This is a genomic window from Streptomyces sp. NPDC104202 (assembly GCF_055584185.1).
Map to the genome: position 1 here is coordinate 14124 of NZ_JBVJMN010000054.1, position 16445 is coordinate 30568.

Here is a 16445-nt window from a genome sequence, read left to right on the forward strand (position 1 = left end):
CCCCCGACCGCGGCCGGCAGAACATGTCGCCTCTATCGACATTAGCCGCAACCTGCGGACCGGCAAGCGGGTGACGTCGCCCCGCGGCTCAGGAGGCGGCGGGGCCGTCCGCGGAACGCAGCAGCCGCAGGAACGCCTTCAGACCGGTGATGATCTCCTCGTTGTCGGTGAGGCGGTCCACCGTCGACTCGAACTCCCGGGCCAGCGCGGCGATCCTCCGGTCGGTCGCGTCGGCCCGCTCGTGCGCGGACAGCCCGACCGCGTCCGCGGTCCGGCGCAGCTCGGCGAGGGCCCGGTACTGCTCCTCCGCCCGGCCCTCCTGGACGGCGGCGCCGCTCTCCAGGGCGGCCACCCGCTCGCGCAGCGCCACCACGTCGTCACGCGGGTACGTCACCTCGCCGAGCAGCCGCCGGAGCCTGCGCCGCAGCAGCCCGAAGTACGCCCCGGCCGGCCGGAAGGCCGTGCTGAGCAGGAAGAACCCGGCGCACCAGTACCCCGCGGAGCGGCCCGTCGCCGAGGCGGCCGCCACCGCCGCCGCGGCGGTCGCCAGGTGCCCGGCGACGGCGACCCGCAGCATCACCCGGGCGATGCGCCGCGCCTCGACGTCCCGCTCCTTCGGGACGACGATGCCCTTCTCCCGGCTCACAGCGATCTCGGCGAGCACCGCGTGGGCCCGGAAGTACAGGTTCCACGGGGCGGTGAGGAGCAGCAGCAGCCACAGCAGAGCGAGGACGCCCGCCCCGACGGCGAGCACCGTGCCCGGCGGCGCCCCCACCGCGTACGCGAGCAGCAGTCCGCCGACCGCCAGTCCCGCCACCAGCACCCCGCCCAGGACCCTGCCCATGCCGTCCCTCCGCACCCGTCGCGCCCGAACTCCCTGGCGCCATGGTCCCGTCGGGCCTCGGCCCCGGCATGAGTACGGCTACTCAGATCCCGTCGCTCAGCGGGGTCCGGGGCAGGAACGCCGGCCGCAGCGAGGCGTCGACGGGGTCGTAGTAGCGGTGGAAGACCGGGGTGGCGGAACCGGAGACGGGCGGCACGATCCAGCTCCAGTCGGCCGGGGTGGCCCTGCCGAGCCGGCCCTCCCGCTCGATGTGGCGGAGGAAGCGCCCGGACTCCGTGTGGTGATCGGCCATCGTCACCCCGGCCTCCTGGAAGGAGTGCAGCACCGCCACGTTGAGCTCGACGAGGGCCCGGTCGCGCCACAGCGTCCGCTCGCTCGACCGGTCCAGCCCCAGCCGGGCGGCGACCACCGGGAGCAGGTCGTAGCGCTCGGCGTCGGCGAGGTTGCGCGCGCCTATCTCGGTCCCCATGTACCAGCCGTTGAACGGCGCCGCCGGATAGCGCACCCCGCCGATCTCCAGCGTCATGTCGCTGATCGCGGGCACCGCGTACCAGCGCAGTCCGAGTTCCGCGAACCACGGGTGGTCGGGATGGCTCAGCGCCACCTCGGTGACGGCGTCGTCCGGGAGCTCGTACCACTCGGGCCGCGCGCCTGGCCGCTCACGCACCATCAGCGGAAGCACCTGGAAGGGGTCTTCGCTCCGCTTCCACCCCTGGGCGACGGCCAGGCCGGTGAGCGGCGCGCTGCGCGGATCGCCGGTCCAGCGGCCGTCCGGGGCGTGGTGCCCGGCGTACCGCACCAGCTGGTCGTTGACGATCCGCGGACCGGGCCGGCCCGGCCGGTCCGGCGCGAAGACGGAGATCACCGGGCGGATCCGGCCGCCGTTGTCCGCCCGCCGCAGGTGCTCGAAGCAGTGCGCGGCGACGTCGTCGGCCGCCGTCACCTGCCGCAGGTCGCGGACCACCAGGCTCCGCCAGTACAGCCTGCCGATGCAGCGGGCCGCGTTCCGCCAGGCGACCCGGGCGCCGAACGCGAGCTCCTCGGCGGTGTGTTCGTACGTCCCGGTGCGGTCGATCTCCGCCCGCACCGCGCGGATCCGGCGGTGCGCGTCGCCCGCGCCCGGCTGTTCGGCGTGGAACAGGCGGAGGAACTCCTCCGCCTCCCGTCGGTCCACCGGCCCCTGCCCGCCGGACTCCGGCCCCGGGGGCGCGCCCGTCGGCGGGGCCGCGTCGGCGCCGGACGAGTACGGACAGGCGCCGCTCGCGGGGACGGACTTCCGGCGACGGCTCAGGCTAAAGATCAAAGGTGTTCCCTCCCGGGCTCATGACTACCGCATGAACACGTTCGGGCGCGGAGAGTAGGGCAATCTCCGTCCGGGGAGGGAAGCCCGCTGGTACGCTGCCGGGCTCCCCTCCCCTCGGCCGGACGTCAGGCGAGCACGACCGGGAGCTCGAACAGGTCGTTCTGGGTGACGACCGGCTTGTTCCGCAGCTCCTCGCGCGCGACGGCCAGACGCAGCCCGGGGAAGCGCGCGTACAGGGCGGGCAGCGCCACCGACGCCTCCAGGCGGGAGAGGGCGGCGCCCGGGCAGACGTGCGGGCCGTGACCGAAGGAGATGTGGCGGTTCGGCGTACGGGTCACGTCGAACGCACCCGCCGTCGGGCCGTGCTGCTCCTCGTCCCGGCCGATCGCGCCGAACGACACGATCAGCGCCTCGCCCTTGGGCAGGATGCGGTCGCCCACCTCGATGTCCTCGGTGGCGAAGCGGATCAGCACGTGCGAGGTCGGCGTCGACCAGCGCAGCGTCTCCTCGATCACGTTCGCCCACGGCACCTCGCCGGAGAGCACCAGGGCCCGCTGCTCGGGGTGGGTCTCCAGGGCGACGACGGCGTTCACGATGAGACTGATCGTCGTCTCGTGCCCGGCCGCCACCATCAGCTGGAGGGTGTTGGTGATCTCCTCCGTGGTGAGCCGGTCGCCGCCCTCCGACGCCTCGATCAGCGCGCTGGTGAGGTCGTCCCCGGGCTTCTCGGCCTTGCCCGCCACGATCCCCGCGAACAGCGTGCCGAGGTCCGCCATCATCTGCGGCACCTCCTCGGGCGGCGTCTGCGTCGAGAAGAACTTCTCGAACAGGGCCTTCATCCGCGGGTGGTCGACCGGGTCCACGCCCATGAGGTCGCTGACCACGTTCATCGGCAGCGGGTAGGCGAACTCCGCCTTCAGGTCCACGACCTCGCCCGCCGGGCGCTCGGCGAGCCGGTCCAGCATGCCCGTCGTCAGCGCCTCGATGCCCTCGCGCAGCCGCTCCACCCGGCGCGCGGTCAGCGCCTGAGCGACCAGCGTGCGCAGTCGGCGGTGCTCGTCGCCGTCGACCGTCAGCATCGACCTGCCGGGGTTCGCCAGGCCGATCAGCGGCCAGTCCATGGGTATCTCGCCGCGCTGCCAGGCGCCCCAGACGTCGATGTCCTTGACGAGGCGGGCGTCGGTGAGGAGCCGCCGCGCCTCGGCGTGGTGGGTGACGGCCCAGCAGGCCACCCCGCCGGGGAGGACGACCCGGGCCAGCGGGCCGGCGGCACGCAGCCGGGCGCTCTCGCCGTCGAGGTCGGCGACGAACGGGTCCAGGGCGATGGCGTCGGCGGCGGACGCGGCGTGGGCGTGCGGACAGGTCATCCGAGGGCTCCAAGGGCGGGGGTCGGGGTGTAGGTCACGGGGAGCGCGGACAGTCCGCGCAGCCAGGGCGAGGGGCGGCGCGCGAGGTCGGCCGCGGGAACCGCGAGGTCGACGTCCGGCAGCCGGTCGAGCAGCACCTCGATGCCGGTGCGCGCGATGGTCTCGGCGACCTCCTGCGCGGGGAACGGGCAGCGGTGCTCGCCGTGTCCGAAGGAGAGGTAGGCGTTGTTGCCGCCGGTGAGCCGGCCCGCGTCCGCACGCACGTGCGGGTCGGAGTTGGCGGCGGCCAGGCCCAGCAGCAGCAGGTCCCCGGCGCCGATCCGGCGCCCGCCCAGATGGGTGTCGCGCGAGGCCCAGCGGCCGGCGACGTTCTGGGTGGGGGTGTCCTCCCACAGGACCTCGTTCATCGCCTCGCCGACGCTGTGCCGGCCGCCGGACAGCGAGGCGGCGAACCGGTCGTCGGTGAGCATCAGCCGCAGCGAGTTGCCGATCCAGTCGGCGGTGGGCTGGTGGCCGGCGGCCAGCATGACCATGAGGTCCTGGGCGACCTCCTCGACCGTGAAGCCGGCCGTGTTGCCGAGCATCCGGGAGGCCACGTCGTCGCCCGGCGCCTCCGCCTTCGCGGCGAGCAGGCCGAACATCGACTCCGCCAGGTGGCGCTGGCCCTCCAGTGCGCCCTCCTGGCCGTTGATCATGTCGTTGAGGGCGGTGACCAGGCCCGGGCCCTGCTCGTCGGAGAAGCCGTAGACGCTGGCGAGGACACGCACCGGCAGCAGCATCGCGTACTCGGCGATGATGTCGCAGGACCCCTTGCCGCAGAGGGCGTCGATGAGCTCGTCGGCGAACCGCTCGGCGCGCTCCTTCAGGAGGAACGGGTCGATCCCCTCCAGGGCCGAGGAGATGACACCCGCGCGCTCGCGGTGCCGCTCGCCGACCGTGTAGAGGATCGACGGCTGCTTGCGGCCGATCATGGGCAGCAGCGGCCAGTCCGCCGGGATGGAGTCCCACTGGTTCCACAGCTCGGAGTCGCGCGAGAACAGCACCGGGTCGCTGGTGACCTGGTGGAGTTCGCGGTAGCCGAGCACCAGCCAGGCGGGGACGTCGCCGTCGAGCACGACGCGGGCGACGGCCCCGTGCTCGCGCCGGATCTGCCGGTACAGCTCGTTGGGGTCGGTCTGGAAGCGCGGCCCGCTCAGGGGGACGGGCGGGTGCTCGGAGAGGGTCACGGGGCGGGCTCCGGGATCGGCTGCGGGACCGGCGGCTCGGCCGGGGCGACGACGGTCCGCAGGTGCTCGACGAGTGAGATGAGGACCTGCTTGCTGGACTCCCGCGACCGGGCGTCGCAGAAGACCAGCGGAACCTCGTCGGCGAGGTCGAGGGCCCCGCGGATCTGGTCGGGGGTGTGGGCGGGGCCGCCGAAGTCGTTGCAGGCGACGACGAACGGCGTCCCGTGGTGTTCCAGGCGGTCGATGGCGTACCAGGAGTCGGCGAGCCGGCGGGTGTCGACGAGCACCACCGCGCCGAGGGTGCCGGAGAACAGCCGGTCCCACAGGAACCAGAACCGCTCCTGGCCGGGCGCCCCGAACAGGTACAGGACGTTGTGGGTGTCGAGCGAGATCCGGCCGAAGTCGAAGGCCACCGTGGTCGCCGACTTGGAGGCCACGCCGGCGGTGTCGTCGACGCCCTCGCCCGCCTGCGTCATCGTCTCCTCGGTGTTCAGCGGACGGATCTCGCTGACCGAGCGGACGAGGGTGGTCTTGCCGACTCCGAAACCGCCGACGACGACGATCTTCAGTCCGTTGTCGGCGGTGCTGTGCAGGGTCTGGCGCTGATCAGAGGTTACGGAGTCCAACGAGCACCTGCTCCAGGATGTCGTGATCGGGAAGGCGGTACGACGCGCGGGGATGCCGGGCGCTGATCCGGCCGGTGTCGTGCAGGTAGGCGAGGAGGATCCGGGTGATCGACACCGGCAGCCCGAGCCCGGCCGCCACCTCCACCACCGCGGTGGGGTAGCGGCACATGCGCAGGATGGCGGCGTGCTCGGACTGCATGCCGGGGGCCGGGTCGCTCTCGGAGACCACGAGGGTCACCAGGTCGAAGGAGTCGGACCCGGCGCGGCTGCGGCCGCCGGTCAGGGTGTAGAGCCGGTCGGGGGAGTCGTCCCGGCCCGGCCTGCCGCGGCTCATCCCCGGGGCCTCGCGACCAGGTGCTCGCCCAGCTGCTCGACCAGTTCCGACATGTTGTGGCCCACGAGGCCGGCGTCGGCGTCCTCGTCGGCGACGACCGCGAGGTGGGCGCCCTCGCCGGCCTCCACGATGAACAGGATGCCGCCGTAGAACTCGGCGATCGCGGAGCGGACCCCGCCGGTGCCGTCGCCGAACTCCACGGACGCACCGTGCGACAGGCTCTGGATGCCGGCGGCGATCGCGGCGAGCTGGTCGGCCTGGTCGACGGAGAGCTCGGGGGTGCGGCAGAGCTTGAGGCCGTCACGGGAGAGCACCAGGGCGTGCCGGGTGCCCGGGGTGCGTTCCAGCAGGCCCTCGAGGAGCCAGCTGAGCTTCTCGTCGGTGGTGGAGCCGGTCATTACGAGGTGCCTTCCGGGTACGGGGGGTTCGAGGACGGCGACGGCGTCCGCGGTGCGGACGTCCGGCCGGCCGGATCGGACGGTACGGAGGGGGTGTCCGGGCGGTCGCCGGGGGCTGCCGCGGCCGGGTCGGCCGGGGACGCGGTGTCCGCCCCGCCCTCGGGCTCGTCCTCCGGACGTGCGGTGGTGGCGCGGACGGCGCGGCGGAAGGTGCCGAAGCGGCTCGCCGCCCCGGCCGCCGCGCCGCTGCGCGGGCTCTCGGCGGGCGCCTTCCGGGCGGCCTCGGGCCCTTCGGGGTGGGCGGCGGCCATGGCCCGGCCGCGACGCCGCTGCGGCAGGCCGCTCTCGCCGAGCAGCGGCTGCTCACCGGTGGTCTCGGCGGCGCTGTCGTGGACGGTCTCGGGCTCGGGCACCGGGGCGGGCGCGGGGACGCGCGGCGCGCTCGCGGGGGCGGCGGCAGGGGTGGCGGGCGACGACAGGCCGCGCCCCGAGACCGGCGGCAGCGGGTCGGCGGGGCCGGCGGCCGGTTCGGCGGACGCGTGGCTGATCAGTTCCTGGGGGAGCATCAGCAGGGCGCCGGTGCCGCCGCGGGCGGAGGGGCGGAAGGACACGGTGAGACCGTGCTTGCGCGCGAGCCGGCCGACGACGGCGAGACCGAGACGGGTCCCGGAGAGCCCGGCCAGGTCCTGCGGGGCGGCGCCGACGGCGGCCTCCGCGCGGCGCTGCTGCACGTCGCTCATGACGAGGCCGCTGTCCTCGATGGCGATGATGACGCCTGCCGGGACCTCCTCGACGTAGACGTGCACCTCGGCGGTGGGCGGCGAGAAGTTCGCGGCGTTGTCCATGAGTTCGGCCAGGGCGTGCATGACGCCCTCGGCCGCGTGCCCGGCGACGGCCGCGTCGCTGCTGGAGTGCAGGCGCACCCGCTGGTAGCCGCTGATGCGGCCCATGGCGCCGCGCAGGATCGACTCCATGACGATGGGCCGGGCCCAGCGCCGGCCGGAGCGGGCGCCGCTGAGCACGGCGACGGAGTCGGCGAGCCGGCCCGCCTGCGCGGTGCGGTGGTCGAGGTGGAGGAGGTCGGTGAGGACGTCCTCGTCGGCGTGCCGGTTCTCCATCTCGCGGAGGTCGGCGAGCATGCTCGTGGCGAGCGCCTGCATGCGGCCGGCGGCGTTGGCGGCGGCGGCCATGGCCGCGGACCGGCCGGACTCGGCGCGGCGCAGCCGCGTCTCGAACCGCTCGGTCTCGGCGGCCCGTTCCCGGGTGAGCCCGGCGAGGGCGGCCGTGTGGGAGCGGGTGAGCTCCTCGGTCCGCGCGGCGTGGGCCGCCCGGGCCGCGGCGGTCTCCGCGTCCAGGCGTTCCCTGAGCGTGGCCGCCTCGCGGGCGGCGTTGGCGGTGAACCGCGCGAGGTACGCGTCCTTGGAGGCGATTTCGGCGGCGAGGGTCTCGGCCCGGCGGTTCAGCGCGCGTGCGATCCGCCCGTACCAGGTCACGGCGAAGGCCGAGGCCGACAGGAGCAGGACGCCGCAGGCGGCGAACCAGCCGAGCGGGGTGCGGACCTCGCCCGGTGCCGCGGCGACGGCCGCCGCGGCGAGCGCGCCGCCCGCGGCGGCGGTGAGCAGCGAGGCGGTCAGGGCAGGACGGAAGGGGGTGGGTGACGCCGACATCAACCAGACTCTCGGGAGCGGGCACACGGGGAAGGGAGTCGCAACGACGGCACTATAGATCCGTTGTTGATCAGTTCGGAACTCTTGTGATCGGATCGGCATTCATTGAAGAGAATACTTTTCCGATACTGCGCCCAGAAGGTCCGAACTTGCTCGCCCCCCAGGAAGTACCGTGCGGTAAGCGCTTCCTGATCCCCCCTCGGTCACTCCCCGCTCCCTACTCGCCCCGGAAAGGCTCCGGTTGGGCCTTCGGGCGAGGGAGCGTGAACCCGGTTCCCGCCGGATCGAGCGGTAGACGAGTTCCTCGTGCCTCCGCGTCAGCCGCCGCGAGCGCCGGATGTGGTCGACCGCCCGCCGCCGGGCGGTCGAAGTCAGCCAGGCGGCCGGGTTGTCGGGCACCCCGGAGACGGGCCACTGCTCCGGGGCACCGACGAGCGCGCCCTGCACCTGCTCCTCGGCCGGCCCGACCCCGCCTGGCCCGTGCCGCCCGGCCCACCTGCCGGCGAGGTCCGGACGAGACGGCCCGCACCCCCGTCCGTTCGCGGGATGCGCCGGGGTGAGGGAGGCTCGGGAGAGCGGCGGGAGTTCCTCGGCACGTCGTCCGCCGCCGCGCCCGGGTGCGGCGGGCCCGCCCCCGGGACCGTCGGCCGGCCGGACATCCCCGCGGGAGGAGCGAGTGAACGCGGAACAGCCTCGGGTCACGACGGACGAGAGCACCTGGAGCGAGGCGATCCTGGGGGCCGTCTTCACCCAGGCCGAAGTGGGGCTCCACGTCCTGGACCAGGACCTGCGCGTCATCAAGGTGAACCGCGTCGCCGCCGCGCTGCGCGGCCTCCCGGTCGACCGGATCGTCGGGCGGCGCGCGGCCGAGGCGTACGCCACCCTCGGCGTCTCCGCCGACGAGGACCTCCTGCTCGACGTCCTCGCCACCGGCCGCCCGGTGGCCGACCGGCTGGTGACCGGCCCGCCGTCCGCCGGCCGTCCCCGCCCGCGCGTCTTCTCCGTCTCCGTCCACCGCCTGGAGGACGGGGACGGCCGCGTCCTCGGCCTCGTCGTGACCAGCACCGACGTCACCGCCCGCGAACGCGCCCAGGCCAGGCTCGCCCTCCTCCACGACGCGCACGAACGGATAGGCACCGGCCTCGACGTCGAGCGCACCGCCCGCGAGCTCGTCCACGTGACCCTGCCCCGGTTCGCGGACTCCGTCGTCGTCGCCCTCACCGACGCCGTCCTGCGCGGCAGGGACCCGGCCCTGGACGCCGGCGACACCACCCCGCTGCTGCGCTGCGCCGCCGCCGGCCGGACGGCCGCGGGCCCGGCCGTACCGGACGTCGGGCCGGTCCTGCTGCCGGGGATCTTCGGCGACGGGCTGCCGCCGTCCGCCTCCCTGCTGCCCGGCTCGGCGACGGGCGGCGTCCCCGCGGCCGACGACGGCCACCCCGGCCCGGGCCTGGTGGTGCCGCTCGCCGTGCACGGCCAGGTCCTCGGCGTCGTCGCCTTCCACCGCGCCGTCGGCGCAGAGCCCTACGGGCAGGACGACCTGGCGCTCGCCGACGCCATCGCGGCCCGCACCGCGACCTGCCTGGACAACGCCCTGCGGTTCACCCGCGAGCACATCGTGATGTACGCCCTCCAGTCATGGCCCCTGCGCCAGCACGAGGCCACCCAGCGGGCCGTCGACGTCGCCCAGCGGCACCGCCCCGGCGGCACCGGCGCCGGGTCCTGGTACGACGTGATCCCCCTCCCCGGAGCCCGCGTCGCCCTCGTCGTGGGACAGGTCGAGAACCCGGGGCTGAGCGCGGTGGCCACCATGAGCCGGCTGCGGACCGCCGTCCACAGCCTGACCACGCTCGACCTCGACCCCCACGAACTCCTGGCCCGGCTGCACGCCGTCACCCGCCGGCTCTCCGTGGAGCACACGACGGGGCCGAGGGCCGACGAACCCACCGCGAGCTGCACGATCGCCGTGTACGACCCCGTCGACGGCCGGATCGACATCGCCCAGGCCGGTACCTCCCTCTTCGCGGTCGTGCGCCCCGACGGCTCGGTGGACGAGCGGCCCGTCGAGGACGGGCCGCTCCTCGGGGCCGGAGGACCGCCGTTCGCCTGCGCGACCGCCGTGCTGCCCGAGGGGAGCACGCTCTGCCTGGCCTCCGCGCCCGCGCCCGGCGACGACGGCGCCCGCTCGGAGGAGATCATGGCCGCCCTCGCCCGCCCCGACCGCCCGCCGGAGACGATGGCCGACGACGTCGAGCGACTCCTCGCCCCCGACCGCGTCCTCCTGCTGGCCCGCACCCGCCGGCTGTCCGCCGACGAACTCGCCGAGTGGGAGATTCCGTTCGACTTCGAGGCGGTCGGCACCGCCCGCGCGCTCGTCGAGGAGCGCCTCGACGCGTGGGAGCTGCCGCTCGACCCGTTCACCGTCACGCTGGTCGTCAGCGAACTGGTCACCAACGCCATCCGCTACGGCGCCGAGCCCGTCGTCCTGCGGCTCCTGCGGCAGGGCTCCGGGCTGATCTGCGAGGTCTCCGACGCCGGCCAGGCCGCCCCGCACCTGCGCCACGCGAAGGCGGTCGACGAGGGCGGCCGGGGCCTGCTGATCTGCGCCACGATCGCGGAGGACTGGGGCGTGCGGCACACCGACGACGGCAAGGCCGTCTGGGCCGCGATCGGCACCCGGCCGACCGCCGCCCGCTGACCGCGTCCCCGGGGCCGCGAGCCCCTCAGGACCGACGGGGCGCCGCTCCGCTACCGCGTCGCCCCGTTGCGCCAGACCGTCAGGTCGATCGTCATGTACGTGCTGGGGGAGTCCTCCGGCGACAGACCCCTGACGGTGACGAGGCCCAGGTGGCCCGAGCCCGTGGTGACGCAGACCTGCCGGCCCGTGGACAGCTTGTTCACGTAGATGTTCTCGGTGAAGCGGGTCTCCGCCCGGCACGTGGCGAGGGACCCCTCCTGCCCCGGGTCCAGCAGCACCAGACTGCCGCCGCTGCTCTCGGCGTCCAGGTAGCCGCCGGTGTCGTAGGAGAGCTCGTAGCCCCCGTCCTCGCCCGCCTGGGGCCGCACGGACTCGTCCCCGAGGGTGAGGTGGTAGCCGGCGGTCAGGTTGACGGCCTTGAAGTCGGACGGCTTCGGGTCGGCCGCCGAGGGCTTGGCGGCGGGCGTCGCACCGGACGCACCGCCCGCGCCGCCGCCCGTCGCGCCGCCGTCACTCCTGCGGGGCTTCCCCCCGCCGTCCGCCGTGGTCTCCCCCTGGTCCTTCAGCACCACGTACGCCGTCACACTGCCCGCGACGGCGAAGGCCACCGCGGCGGCGACGGCGACGAGCAGCCCGCGCCGGGCCGGGGCCTGCCCGGTGCCGGGGTGCGGGTACGGCGCGGTCGGGTAGCCGCCCTGGGGGTACGCCTGCGGCGCGTACGGCTGCGGGGGGAGACCCTGCGGACGGGCGGGCGCCGGCGGCTGCCCGGCCGGGGGACCGAAGCCTGCGGGCGGCGCCGTCGCGGGAGCCGCGGGAGGTGCCGCCGGACGGACCGGCGGCCCGGCCGGAGCCGTGGGCGCGTGGGCCGCCGGGGGGCCGGAGGGCGCGGTGGGGGAGGAGGCCGCGGGCGGGCCCGACGGCGCGGTGGGGGCGTGGCCCGCCGTCGGCGCGACGGTCGGCGGCGGAGGCGTCTGCGGCGGCGCCGGAGCGGCCGTGCGGGCCGTGATGTCGGCGGACACCACGCCCGGCAGCCAGTCCTCGGGCCGGCGCAGCACGGTCGACGCGTTCGCGGCCTGGCAGAGCCCGATGATCTCCGGGATCGTCGGGCGGGACGCGGGCTCCTTGGCGAGGCAGCGGGTGACCAGCTCGCGCAGCCGCTCGGGCACCGCGGAGAGGTCGGGCTGCTCGTGCACGATCCGGTACAGCACCCCGTGCGAGGTGCCCTCGCCGAACGCCGGGACACCGGTCGCCGCGTACGCCGCGACCTGACCGAGCGCGAAGATGTCCGTGGCCGGGGTGACCTTGCTGCCCGCCGCCTGTTCGGGGGCCATGAACGACGGCGTGCCGATCGTGACCCCGCTGCCGGTCAGCGAGGTCGCGTCCGCGGCGTGCGCGATGCCGAAGTCGATGACCCGGGGGCCGTCGGCGGCGAGCAGCACGTTGGACGGCTTGAGGTCGCGGTGCACGATCCCGGCGCCGTGGATCACGTGCAGGGCCTCCGCCATCCCCGCGACGAGCAGCAGCACCGTCTCCACCGGCAGAGCCCCGTGCGCGACGACCGCGTCGGCGAGGGACGGACCCGGCACGTACGCGGTGGCCAGCCAGGGCTGCGTGCCGTCGGGGTCCGCGTCGATCACGGGCGCGGTGAACAGGCCCTGGACGCGCTGCGCGGAGCGCACCTCCTGGGCGAAGCGGCGGCGGAACTCGGCGTCCTCGCCGAACTCGGGGCGGATGAGCTTGATGGCGACGGCGCGGCCGCCGGGCGTGTACGACAGGTACACCTTCCCCATGCCGCCGGCGCCCAGCCGGGCGGCGAGACGGTACCCCGCGACCGTGGTGGGATCGTCCGCCGCGAGCGCCTGGAAGACCTCGCCGCCACCGCCGCGACCCGACTGCCGCTCACTCATGTACCCAAGTCTCCCCACGCGGACCACTGTTGCCGGACGGCACCCTACCGGTGCCCGGGGAGACTCCACGCGGGGCGTCGCGCCGTGACGTCGGCCATGGTTCGCCGCGATCCGGCACGGGGACGCGCGCCCTCAACTATGTTACCGGCGTGGAGCAGTTGATCACCGAAGATCCGACGCGCATCGGCCCGTACCGCCTCATCGCCCGGCTGGGCGCGGGCGGCATGGGACTCGTCTACCTGGGGCGGTCCGAGGCCGGCCGCACCGTCGCCGTCAAGGTGGTGCAGGCCGAGCACGCCCAGCACCCCGAGTTCCGGCAGAGGTTCGCCCGCGAGGTCGCGGCCGCCCGCCGGGTGGGAGGCGAGTGGACGGCCGCCGTGCTCGACGCCGACACCGACGCGCCCGTGCCCTGGGTCGCCACCCAGTACATCCCCGGGCCCGACCTCACGACCGTGGTCGCCCGGGACTTCGGGCCGCTGCCCGAGCCCTCGGTCCGGACCCTCGCCCACCGCCTTGCCGCGGCCCTGGGGTCGGTGCACGCGGCGGGGCTCATCCACCGCGACCTCAAGCCCTCGAACGTCCTGGTCACCGTGGACGGGCCGCGCGTCATCGACTTCGGCATCGCGCGGGCCATGGACGGCCTGGCCGGGGACAGTCTCCGCACCCGCACCGGCATGCTGATCGGCTCGCCCGGCTTCATGTCGCCCGAACAGGTCAGGGGCCTCGAACTCACCCCGGCCAGCGACGTGTTCTGCCTCGGCGCCGTCCTCGTCTACGCCGCCACCGGCCGGCTCCTCTTCGGCGCCTCGGACTCCAGCCTCCACGCGCACCTCTTCCGGATCGCGGAGGAGGAGCCGGACCTCACCGGCGTGCCGGACTCCCTGGCCGGCCTCGTCCGCGCCTGCCTGGACAAGGACCCGGCGCGCCGGCCCACGCCCGCCGAGGTCGCCGCCCGCACCGCCGGCGACGGCGCCGAGGAGTGGCTGCCCGGCTCGGTCCTCGCCCAGCTCGGCCGCCATGCGGCCCGCCTGCTCGACTTCACGCCCGAGACGCGGGTCCCGCCTGAGGCGACGCCCGCCCCGCAGGACCCGCGCGTCCCGTCACAGCCGCTGCCGCCCCCGCCGGCGTACACCCCGACCACGCCCGTCGGCCGGCGGCCGTCCGGGGGCTTCGGGCCGGCGGACGGAACCGTGCCGGGGCACTGGGCCCCGCCCGCGTCGCCGCCCGAGGCGCCGGGGACGTCCCCGAAGCGCTGGTGGGGACTCGCGGCGGCGGTGCCGGCGCAACTCCTGGTGGCGGTCGGCTCGTCGGCGATGTACACGGCGCTCCCCGCGGCCCAGGCCGACCTGGGCGTCGGCGTCGACACGCTGCGCACCCTGCTCCTCGCCCAGGCGCTCACCTTCGGCGCGCTGCTGCTGTGCGGCGGGCACCTGGCCGACCTCCTCGGCCGCCGGAAGACCCTGCTCGTCGGCCTGGCCGGGGCCGCCCTGTCCGCCGTGCTCGGCGGCTCGGCGAGCGCCACCGCCCTGCTCGTCGCGGCGCAGGTCCTCATGGGCGCCTCCGCCGCGCTGGTGTCCACGGCGGCGCTGGCGCTGGTGGCCGGCGGCTTCACCGACCACCGGGAACGGGGCAGGGCCTTCGGGGTCTACGCCGTGCTCGCCGGCGGCGGTCTGGTGATCGGCGACTACGCGGGCGCCTGGCTGGCCGACGGGCTCGGCTGGCGCTGGTGCTTCTACGGCACCGTGCCGCTCGCCGCCCTGGCGGCCGCGCCGGCGAGCGGCGTCGCCGACGAGCGGCGGGGCCGTGCGCCCGCCCGCTTCGACGTGGTCGGGGTGCTGCTCGGTACGGCCGGCCTGGCCGCGCTCGGCTACGGCCTGGACGCGGCCGGCACGGCCGACGGCTCGGGCTGGACCGAACCGCTGACCCTGCTGCTCCTCGTGGCGGGCGCGGCCCTGCTCGGGGCGTTCGTCCTGTGGCAGACGCGGACGGCGGACCCGCTCGTCCCGCAGGCCCTCCTCGGGGACCGCCGGCGCCTGGGCGCCCTCCTCGTCCTGGCCCTCGCGGGCGTGGCGGCCTCCGTCCTCCTCCTGGTCCTGTACCGCTATCTGACCGGCGCCCTCGACATCCCCACGCCCGCACAGGTCTCCCTCGCCCTGCTGCCGGTGGCGGGTGCTCTCCTGGTCGTCTCCACCCAGGTCGCCGCGCGCCTCCAGCACCGGACGCCACCCGGTCGCCTCGTCGCTCCGGGGCTGCTGACCGCGGCGACCGGAGCGGCCCTGCTGACCGGGCTGGAGAGGGACAGCTCGTACACCGGTCTGGTGCTGCCCGCCCTGCTCCTGGTCGGTCTCGGCCTCGGACTCGCCCTCTCCCCGCTGCTCGCCACCGCGACCGGCGCGGCGCCCGCGGGGAAGGCCGGCGGGACCGCGGCGGTGGTCCTCGCGCTGCAGAGCCTCGGCGGGCTGCTCGCCGCCCCGCTGCTCGCCGCCCTCCTCGCCCCGGTGATCGCGGGCCGGCTGAGCGGCACCGACGTCCCCGAGGGCCTCAGGAAGGCCCTGGAGAACGGCTATCTGCTGCGGCCGCATGACTTCCCCGAGGCGCTGGGCGAGGTCGTCACGCGGTCGGAGGGGGCGGTCCTGGCCGGTTACTCGGTCGCCTTCTGGTGCGTGGCCGGCCTGTGGGTGCTCGCGGGGCTGCTGGCCCTCGCGCTGATCGGCTCCGAGGAACGGCCCCCTGGGGCGGCGTCTCGTTAACTCCCTTGTCGGCAAGGGTGGTTGACGAAAGGTCTGGACCAACCTACGGTCTGCTGGAGCGCGCGCGAAGCCTAGGAACACCCCCACGTCCTCAGGAGCACGCATGCCGGTCCCCCGCCTCACCCGCCTCCTCGGAGCGGGCCTCAGCACCCTGCTCGCCGCCACCGCCCTCGCGGCCTCCGCCGCCCTGACCCCCGCCGCCGCGGCCCCCGCGGCGGACACCTGCGCCCTCAAGCAGAAGCCCGCGGGCAAGGTCCTCCAGGGCTACTGGGAGAACTGGGACGGCGCCGCCAACGGCGTCCACCCGCCCTTCGGCTGGGCGCCGATCGACGACCCCCGCTTCGCCGCCCACGGCTACAACGTGATCAACGCCGCCTTTCCCGTGATCCGTTCGGACGGCACGGTGCTGTGGGAGGACGGCATGGACAGCACCGTCCGGGTCTCCACCCCGGCGGAGATGTGCCGCGCCAAGGCGGCCGGAGCCACCCTCCTGCTGTCGATCGGCGGCGCCACCGCCGGGATCGACCTCAGCTCCCGCGCCGTCGCCGACCGGTTCGTCGAGACCGTCGTGCCGATCCTGAAGACGTACAACTTCGACGGCATCGACATCGACATCGAGACCGGCCTCGTCGGCAGCGGGTCCATCGGCACCCTCTCCACCTCGCAGGCCAACCTGGTCCGCATCATCGACGGCGTCCTCGCCCGCATGCCCGCCGGCTTCGGACTGACCATGGCCCCCGAGACCGCGTACGTCACCGGCGGCAGCGTCGCCTACGGATCCATCTGGGGCGCCTACCTCCCGATCGTCAAGAAGTACGCGGACAACGGCCGCCTGTGGTGGCTCAACATGCAGTACTACAACGGCAGCATGTACGGATGTTCCGGCGACTCCTACTCCGCCGGGACCGTCGCCGGCTTCGTCGCCCAGACCGACTGCCTCAACCGCGGCCTGGTGATCCAGGGCACCACCGTCAAGGTCCCGTACGACAAGCAGGTCCCCGGCCTGCCCGCCCAGCCGGGCGCCGGCGGCGGCTACATGGCGCCGACCGCCGTCGCGCAGGCGTGGAACCACTACGGCGGAGCGCTCAAGGGCCTGATGACCTGGTCGGCCAACTGGGACGGCTCGAAGAACTGGACCTTCGGCAACAACGTCAAGGCGCTCCAAGGCCGCTAGCACGGCACCCGGACGCCCCCCGGCACGACGCGACGCCCCCGCCCCGGCGGGGGCGTCCGCGTCTCCCGCGTCTCCCGCGTCTCCCGCGTCTCCCGCGTCTCCCGCGTCTCCCGCGTCTCCCGCGTCTCCCGCGTCTCCCGCGTCTCCCGCG

Annotated in this window: 13 protein-coding genes; 3 read left to right on the top strand and 10 right to left on the bottom strand. The window is 75.1% G+C overall.

From position 1 onward, the window contains the following. Positions 1–88 precede the first annotated feature (88 nt). The 9 genes from ACZ60W_RS28415 to ACZ60W_RS28455 all read right to left on the bottom strand — a co-directional run bounded on the left by ACZ60W_RS28415 (position 89) and on the right by ACZ60W_RS28455 (position 8515). A complete protein-coding gene (locus ACZ60W_RS28415) occupies positions 89–844 on the bottom strand; it encodes a hypothetical protein (RefSeq protein WP_469758230.1) in 756 nt (251 codons plus the stop codon). An 82-nt stretch (positions 845–926) separates the two neighbouring features. After that, a complete protein-coding gene (locus ACZ60W_RS28420) occupies positions 927–2147 on the bottom strand; it encodes a nitric oxide synthase oxygenase (protein ID WP_469758231.1) in 1221 nt (406 codons plus the stop codon). A 125-nt stretch (positions 2148–2272) separates the two neighbouring features. Further along, on the bottom strand, positions 2273–3514 hold the full coding sequence (locus ACZ60W_RS28425; RefSeq protein ID WP_469758232.1) for a cytochrome P450 family protein: 1242 nt from the start codon (positions 3512–3514) through the stop codon (positions 2273–2275). After that, positions 3511–4740 carry a cytochrome P450 gene (locus tag ACZ60W_RS28430; RefSeq protein ID WP_469758233.1) on the bottom strand — a complete coding sequence of 410 codons (1230 nt, stop codon included), beginning with the start codon at positions 4738–4740 and terminating at the stop codon, positions 3511–3513. The genes ACZ60W_RS28425 and ACZ60W_RS28430 overlap by 4 nt, the downstream gene beginning before the upstream one ends. Next, positions 4737–5366: a GTP-binding protein gene (locus ACZ60W_RS28435; protein ID WP_469758234.1), complete on the bottom strand. Its 630-nt coding sequence runs from the start codon at positions 5364–5366 to the stop codon at positions 4737–4739. The genes ACZ60W_RS28430 and ACZ60W_RS28435 overlap by 4 nt, the downstream gene beginning before the upstream one ends. Beyond that, positions 5347–5700 (bottom strand): DUF742 domain-containing protein, encoded by a 354-nt coding sequence (locus ACZ60W_RS28440; protein ID WP_469758235.1) that lies wholly within the window; start codon positions 5698–5700, stop codon positions 5347–5349. Before ACZ60W_RS28440 ends, ACZ60W_RS28435 begins: the two co-directional genes overlap by 20 nt. Continuing rightward, positions 5697–6098 carry a roadblock/LC7 domain-containing protein gene (locus ACZ60W_RS28445; RefSeq protein WP_017236514.1) on the bottom strand — a complete coding sequence of 134 codons (402 nt, stop codon included), beginning with the start codon at positions 6096–6098 and terminating at the stop codon, positions 5697–5699. The genes ACZ60W_RS28440 and ACZ60W_RS28445 overlap by 4 nt, the downstream gene beginning before the upstream one ends. After that, entirely contained in the window at positions 6098–7765 is a 1668-nt protein-coding gene (locus ACZ60W_RS28450) for a sensor histidine kinase (RefSeq protein ID WP_469758236.1), read from the bottom strand. Before ACZ60W_RS28450 ends, ACZ60W_RS28445 begins: the two co-directional genes overlap by 1 nt. A 102-nt stretch (positions 7766–7867) precedes the next feature. Beyond that, positions 7868–8515, bottom strand: a complete 648-nt coding sequence (locus ACZ60W_RS28455) for a sigma factor (RefSeq protein ID WP_469758237.1) — start codon at positions 8513–8515, stop codon at positions 7868–7870. On the opposite strand from ACZ60W_RS28455, the gene ACZ60W_RS28460 reads away from it, so the two are divergent. Continuing rightward, entirely contained in the window at positions 8442–10463 is a 2022-nt protein-coding gene (locus ACZ60W_RS28460; RefSeq protein WP_469758238.1) for a SpoIIE family protein phosphatase, read from the top strand. The genes ACZ60W_RS28455 and ACZ60W_RS28460 overlap by 74 nt on opposite strands. 50 nt (positions 10464–10513) lie before the next feature. Here ACZ60W_RS28460 and ACZ60W_RS28465 read toward each other — a convergent pair whose 3' ends face one another. Beyond that, positions 10514–12370 carry a serine/threonine-protein kinase gene (locus ACZ60W_RS28465; RefSeq protein WP_469758239.1) on the bottom strand — a complete coding sequence of 619 codons (1857 nt, stop codon included), beginning with the start codon at positions 12368–12370 and terminating at the stop codon, positions 10514–10516. A gap of 149 nt (positions 12371–12519) precedes the next feature. Here ACZ60W_RS28465 and ACZ60W_RS28470 point away from each other — a divergent pair, with 149 nt between their 5' ends. Together ACZ60W_RS28470 and ACZ60W_RS28475 are read left to right on the top strand one after the other, a co-directional pair. After that, on the top strand, positions 12520–15120 hold the full coding sequence (locus tag ACZ60W_RS28470; protein WP_469758240.1) for an MFS transporter: 2601 nt from the start codon (positions 12520–12522) through the stop codon (positions 15118–15120). A gap of 103 nt (positions 15121–15223) precedes the next feature. Continuing rightward, positions 15224–16294: a chitinase gene (locus ACZ60W_RS28475; protein WP_469758241.1), complete on the top strand. Its 1071-nt coding sequence runs from the start codon at positions 15224–15226 to the stop codon at positions 16292–16294. Positions 16295–16445 lie beyond the last annotated feature (151 nt).